Source organism: Scytonema sp. HK-05, assembly GCF_963872035.1.
Taxonomy (GTDB): Bacteria; Cyanobacteriota; Cyanobacteriia; order Cyanobacteriales; family Nostocaceae; genus Kalymmatonema.
In genome coordinates, this window is sequence record NZ_CAWMYC010000175.1 from 26,791 (window position 1) to 31,931 (window position 5,141).

Below are 5,141 nucleotides of genomic sequence, written 5' to 3' on the forward strand. Positions count from 1 at the left end.
ATCAAACTGTGGGATGTGGCAACAAGCAAAGAACTCAAAACCCTCAACGGGCATAGCAGTTCTGTCAGTAGCGTCGCCTTCAGCCGTGATGGCAAGACGATGGCTTCTGGTAGTCATGACAACACCATCAAACTGTGGGATGTGTACTTAGATGACCTAAATGCTCTAATGAGACGTAGTTGTGATCGTGTACGCGCTTATTTGCAGACAAATCCCAACGTTAGGGAGAGCGATCGCCACCTTTGCGATGGTATTGGCAATACTAATGAGAAGTAGAATACACGCACACGGTAGGGGCACGGCATTGCCCATACGTGTCTTAGGCAAGAACGTTGTAATTAGGTTAGATCATGCTCTCATCTTACCCACAATTCTCGCTCCACCCCACCCCGGTTTTGTCTGACGCCAAAACCTCCCCTCCCCTTAGTAAGGGGAGGGGTTGGGGGTGGGGTAAATCAACGTGGAATAAAGGTTGAAACGTGATTGTTGACACTAATGGGCATTGCCGTGCCCCTACAAACAACCTGTATTGCACTCAATTAAAAACTGCTATAGATGTTTGATAACTCCATATTCTGTCTGCGGTGTCAACGCACAACTTAAGTCTCAATACCTCCTCCCATGAGCTCTTTTATGAGTAACAGCACGCGTGTCAAAACAATTTTAATTCTGGCAGCGAATCCTACAAACACCTCTCGGTTACGACTGGATGAAGAGGTACGGGAAATTGATGAAGGATTGCGACGCGCAAATAAACGAGAGCAGTTTAAGTTAGAGCAAAAATGGGCAGTGCGATCGCGAGATTTTTACCGAGCAATCTTGGATTATCAGCCCCAGATTATTCACTTCTGCGGACATGGTGCTGGACAAGAAGGTATTGTTCTGGAAGATGAAACAGGACTCTCAGCGTGTGTGCAGGCAGAAGAACTAGCCGCTATGTTCAAGCTATTCGCCACAAAGGGTATAGACTGTGTCGTTTTAAACGCTTGTTATTCAGAGGTGCAGGCAAAGGCAATTAGCCAATGCATTCATTATGTCATTGGTATGAATCAGACAGTTGGAGATAAAGCAGCCGTTGCGTTTGCTGTAGCGTTTTACGATGCAATTAGTGCTGGCGAGGGGGTGGAGTTTGCTTATGAACTAGGTTGCTCTCAGATAATGCGTTATTTGGAGCATCAAACTCCGGTTCTTTTAAAAAAAGAGCTCATTGATATTGATATTGATACTGTTTCCAGTCTGCCTGATACAAATATTATTCCTCCAAATCCTTATCAGGGATTAGCTGCCTTTGGTGAAGAAGATGCAGCATTCTTCTTTGGACGGGAGACATTTGTAGATAATTTAGTTCAAGCAACTCAGTCTCAGCCACTCATCGCTGTGATTGGTCCTAGTGGAAGTGGCAAATCTTCTGTGGTGTTTGCGGGACTCGTTCCTCACTTGCAAGAAGAAGGAAGATGGCTGATTGAATCGTTCCGTCCTGGTAACCAACCATTTTATCAACTTGCTTGTGCATTAGTAAATCAATTAGAACCAAAACTTAGTGAAACCAAACAACTGATAGAAGCTGCTGAGTTAGCACAAAAGATCCAAGAAGGCAAGGTGTCTTTGCAGCAGATTGTGTCTCGCATTACAGAACTTAACCCAAGAAAACGTTTTCTGCTCGTTGCAGACCAGTTTGAGGAACTCTATACCCTTTGCAAGAATAAGGAGGAAATCCAGTCTTTTGCTGATACTTTACTAACAGCAATCCATCAAAAGTGCTTTACACTCGTCTTAACCTTACGAGCTGACTTCTACGGCTATGTCCTTTCCTACCGTCCTTGGAGGGATGCCTTAGACCAGTTTACACCAAAACTGCTCAGTTCTATGAGTCGGGAGGAACTACAGAGAACAATTGAGCAACCAGCACAAAAGCTAGAAGTGCAACTAGAAGCACAACTGACTCAACGAATTTTAGATGATGTGGGGTTTGAACCAGGTAACTTACCTTTATTGGAATTTGCGCTGACTCGAATGTGGTCATTACAGCAAAACCGTGTCCTCACTCACCAAGCATATGACGAGATTGGTGGTGTAAAAAAAGCTATAGCCAATCATGCGGAGCAGATTTATCAACAACTGAATCAGACACAACAGAAACAAGCACAGCGCATTTTTCTGCAATTAATCCGTCCAGGAGAGGGTACAGAGGATACTCGGCGGCTAGCAACCCGTGCAGAGGTAGGAGAGGAAAATTGGGAATTAGTGAGTTATTTAGCAGGATATACTGCCCGTTTAGTTGTAACAGGACGCGACAACAAATCTGGAGAAGATACGGTAGAAGTTGTTCATGAAGCGCTGATTCGAGAATGGTTAACTCTGCGAGAATGGATGAATGCTAACCGTCAATTTCGTATTTGGCAGGAGCGGTTAAAGGTAGCAATACATGAGTGGAAAACAAACAACTATGACGGGGGAGCACTGTTACGAGGTGTGCCGCTAACTGTCGCAGAAGATTGGTTGCACAAGCGTTCCGATGAACTTACACTCACAGAGCGCAACTTCATCCAAGCTAGTATTGCGAAGCGCGATCGCCAAAAAAGAGGAATTAGGGCTGGTATTACCTTAGGTATACTTGCGAGTACAGCTACTATTTTATGCTTCTTCTTATTATGGCAAGAATCACAAAAGCAAAGCATCTTGGCTACAGTTCAAACATCTAAAGTTCTTCTTAGCTCTAACCAGCAACTTGAAGCGATGGTTGAAGCGGTAAGAGCAGAGAAGCAATTTAAAACATTAGTCTTGGGAAAAGCTGATGATTTGAGCCAGGAGTTTCTTAGAATTTTTCAGCAGATAGTTTACGAAATTCAAGAGTACAACCGATTAGAAAGCCATACGGATGATGTTTTAAATATTAGCTTCAGCCGTGATGGTAAAACAATAGCGACTGCTAGTAGAGATGGCACTGCTAAACTTTGGAGTGTTGATGGTCAACTGCGCCAAACTTTGAAAGGGCATAATGATTGGGTTTATAGCGTCAGTTTTAGTCCCGATAGTAAGACGATTGCCACAGCTAGTGCTGACGGTACTGCTAAACTCTGGAGTGTTGATGGTCAGCTACTTCAATCTTTCAAAGCGCATAATGGTTGGGTTTATAGCGTCAGTTTTAGCCCCGATGGAAAGACAATTGCCACTGCTGGTGCTGACGGTACTGCCAAACTTTGGAGCATCAACGCTCAGTTACTTCAAACTTTTAAAGGTCACAAAACTAGCGTCTTGAGCGTCAATTTTAGCCCAGATGGAAAGACAATTGCCACAGCTAGTACTGACGGTACTGCCAAACTTTGGAACCTTAACGCTCAGCTACTCAAAACTTTTAGCGGGCATAAAGCTTGGATCTGGAGTGTAAGTTTTAGCCCAGATGGAAAAACAATTGCCACAGCTAGTGCTGACGGTACTGCCAAACTTTGGAGCATAGGCGGTCAGCCGTTGCAAACTTTCGAGGAGAATAAGAATCAGATTAGAAGCATAAGTTTCAGCCCGGATGGTAAGACAATTGCCACAGCCGGTGCTGATGGTACTGCCAAACTTTGGAACCTCAACGGTCAGCTACTGCAAACTTTCAAGGGGCATAAGAATGAGATTAGAAGCATAAGTTTCAGCCCTGATGGTAAGACAATTGCTACAGCAAGTAGGGATGGTACTGCCAAACTTTGGAGAACTGAGATTGGCAAGCTCAAAACCCTTTTGAAAGGGCATGAAAATTGGGTTTTCGATGCAAATTTCAGTCCGGATGGCAAGACAATTGTTACTGCAAGTGATGATAATTCTGCTATACTATGGACTATAGACGGTCAACTGCTACATAGCCTAAAAGGACATAGCAAACGCGTCTACAAGGCGAGGTTTAGTCCTGACAGCAAGACAATTGCCACTGCAAGTTGGGATGGTACTGTCAAGCTTTGGAATCTTGAAGGTCAGTTACTTCAAACTCTTAAAGCAAACGAAGATCAAGTCAATAGCGTCAGTTTCAGCCCGGACGGCAAAATAATTGCGACTGCCAATACAAATGGAACTGTTAACCTTTGGAACCTTAACACTAAAACCTTTGTCCCAATAAAAGCGCATAATCAGAATATTTGGGATGTGAGTTTTAGTCCAGACGGCAAAACAATTGCCACTGCTAGTACTGATGCTACTACCAAACTCTGGAGTGTAGACGGTCAGTTACTCCAAACTTTTAAAGGACATTCCTCTTCTATATATAGCGTCAGTTTTAGCCCGGACGGCACATTAATTGCCACCGGCAGTGCTGACGGTAATGCCAAACTCTGGAATATAAACGGTCAGCTACTCCAAACACTCAAAAATCATTCCAGCGATGTTTTTAGGGTAAGTTTTAGCCCAGATGGCAAGACAATTGCCACTGCTAGTAAAGACCAAACTACTAAATTGTGGAACCTAAACGGACAAGAAATCCAAACTTTTAGAGGTCATACTAATACTGTCTTAAGCGTGAATTTCAGCCCGGATAGCAAGAAAATTGTCACTAGCAGTCAAGATGCAACTGCCATTATATGGAAGCTAGACGTAGATATAGATCAGCTAGGAGTAGTATCATGTCAATGGTTAAAAGATTATTTAAAGTACAATCAGCACGTGGAAGCAAAAGCTCGCAATCTCTGTCAGTAAAGGAGGTTTTCAAAAATGAACCAACAAAATAAGAAACAGCCCGGTAAAGTTTGGAGAGATCCACCAGGGGAATGGCAAGACGCATACGATCTGATGGACACTAGCCTAACAGACGCAAACGCTAATGACAAGAAAAAAGAGTGTGAAGCTAAAGGCGGAGTCTGGGAAGATCCACCAGGGGAATGTAAGGAGCCTAAGCACTAGGGTGTAGTAAAAAGTAGTTGATCAACATAACCCGCCTAGACGTTGTAGCCCTCTTCCATCACTGTAGGAAGACGAAAATAAGCTTGATTTCCAAGGTCATACGATTGAATTTTTTTAAGTAATTATAAAAAACGCTTGGAACGCAAGCACCATCGACTTCGCTGGTAAGGCAGTTATCGTCGCGATCGGTACGCCTCTAATCATTGAAAAGATGGACAAACGTTAAAAACGAGTACCGAGCGCGAACCCCTTGCGGGGTTGAACAA

The 5,141-nt window shown here is 43.6% G+C and carries 3 protein-coding genes; all 3 read left to right on the forward strand.

Features of this window, described 5'->3' with window-relative positions; genetic code table 11:
- Nucleotides 1-276, forward strand: a 276-nt coding sequence (locus AACT52_RS40590; RefSeq protein ID WP_233154189.1) for a WD40 repeat domain-containing protein, incomplete at its 5' end; no start/stop codon positions are given.
- 357 nt (nucleotides 277-633) lie between these two features.
- Nucleotides 634-4,671 (forward strand): nSTAND1 domain-containing NTPase, encoded by a 4,038-nt coding sequence (locus tag AACT52_RS40595; protein WP_073635766.1) that lies wholly within the window; start codon nucleotides 634-636, stop codon nucleotides 4,669-4,671.
- Between the two features lie 15 nt (nucleotides 4,672-4,686).
- On the forward strand, nucleotides 4,687-4,875 hold the full coding sequence (locus AACT52_RS40600) for a hypothetical protein (RefSeq protein WP_073635767.1): 189 nt from the start codon (nucleotides 4,687-4,689) through the stop codon (nucleotides 4,873-4,875).
- The last annotated feature ends 266 nt before the right edge of the window (nucleotides 4,876-5,141 follow it).